The following is a 1,712-nucleotide window of genomic DNA, read 5'->3' on the forward strand; positions in this document are numbered from 1 at the left end:
GTGGTGTACGACAGCGCGGCGAAGGACAAGGTGACGCTGGGCGGTACGAGTGCATCGGCTCCGGTGACGCTGTCGAACGTAAACGCGGGCGTGGCCGACACGGACGCGGTGAACGTGAGCCAACTGAAGGGTTCGGGCCTGATCGGCGACGACGGCAAATCGCTTGCTGCGGTCACGTACGACGACGCGTCGAAGGGCACGATCACGCTGGGCGGCGATCCGGCAACGGGCGGCACGAAGATCAAGAACGTATCGGCAGGCGACCTGTCGGCGACGAGCACGGACGCGGTCAACGGCTCGCAGCTGTTCGCGACGAACACCCGCGTGGGCGACCTCGAAGACACGTTGCACGACAGCGGCCTGATCGACCCGGCGACCGGCGAATCGCTGGCGGTGGTGTACGACAGCGCGGCGAAGGACAAGGTGACGCTGGGCGGTACGAGTGCATCGGCTCCAGTGACGCTGTCGAACGTAAACGCGGGCGTGGCCGACACGGACGCGGTGAACGTGAGCCAACTGAAGGGTTCGGGCCTGATCGGCGACGACGGCAAGCCGCTTGCCGCGGTCACGTACGGCACGAACCCGGACGGCACACCGAACTACAACGCGGTGGCGCTGGGCGGCGGCAAGTCGGCCGGCCCGGTGCAGTTGTCGAACGTGGCGGACGGCGTCGATCGTCATGACGCGGTGAACCTCGGCCAGTTGCAGGATGCGGGGCTGGTGGCGCCGGTCGATCCGTCGGATCCGGGTTCGGGTCTGGCGTCGCTGGCGGTCACGTACGGCAAGAACCCGGACGGCTCGGCGAACTTCGACGAAGTGGCGCTGAAGGGCGCTGATGGCACGACGATCTCGAACGTGAAGGCGGGTGTGGCCGACACGGACGCGGTGAACGTGAGCCAGTTGAAGGGTTCGGGCCTGATTGGCGACGACGGCAAGTCGCTTGCCGCAGTCACGTACGACGACGCGTCGAAGGGCACGATCACGCTGAGCGGCGATCCGGCAACGGGCGGCACGAAGATCACGAACGTATCGGCAGGCAACCTGTCGGCGACAAGCACGGACGCGGTGAACGGCTCGCAGCTGTTCGCGACGAACACGCGTGTCGGCGACCTCGAAGATTCGCTGTCGCGTGGCGGCGTGATCGACCCGGTGACTGGCGAATCGCTGGCGGTGGTGTACGACAGCACGGCGAAGGACAAGGTGACGCTGGGCGGTGCGAGTGCATCGACGCCGGTGACGCTGTCCAACGTGAAGGCGGGCGTGGCCGACACGGACGCGGTCAACGTGAGCCAGTTGAAGGGCTCGGGCTTGATCGACGACGACGGCAAGTCGCTTGCAGCGGTCACGTACGACGACGCGACGCTGAGCACGATCACGCTGGGCGGAATCGGCGGCACGCGCATCACGAACGTAGCGGCAGGCAACCTGTCGGCGACGAGCACGGACGCGGTCAACGGCTCGCAGTTGTTCGCGACGAACACACGCGTGGGCGACCTCGAAGACACGCTGCACGACAGCGGTCTGATCGACCCGACGACCGGCGAATCGCTGGCTGTGGTGTACGACAGCGCGGCGAAGGACAAGGTGACGCTGGGCGGTACGAGTGCATCGGCTCCGGTGACGCTGTCGAACGTGAACGCGGGCGTGGCCGACACGGACGCGGTGAACATGAGCCAACTGAAGGGTTCGGGCCTGATCGGCGACGACGGCTT

At 66.8% G+C, this 1,712-nt stretch carries 1 pseudogene; it reads left to right on the plus strand.

Annotated elements, in window-relative coordinates:
• Positions 1–1,712 (plus strand): annotated as a pseudogene (locus WS61_RS28635) (hypothetical protein); the annotation flags it as partial.

The sequence above is a fragment of the Burkholderia sp. ABCPW 11 genome (assembly GCF_001523445.1).
GTDB lineage: Bacteria > Pseudomonadota > Gammaproteobacteria > Burkholderiales > Burkholderiaceae > Burkholderia.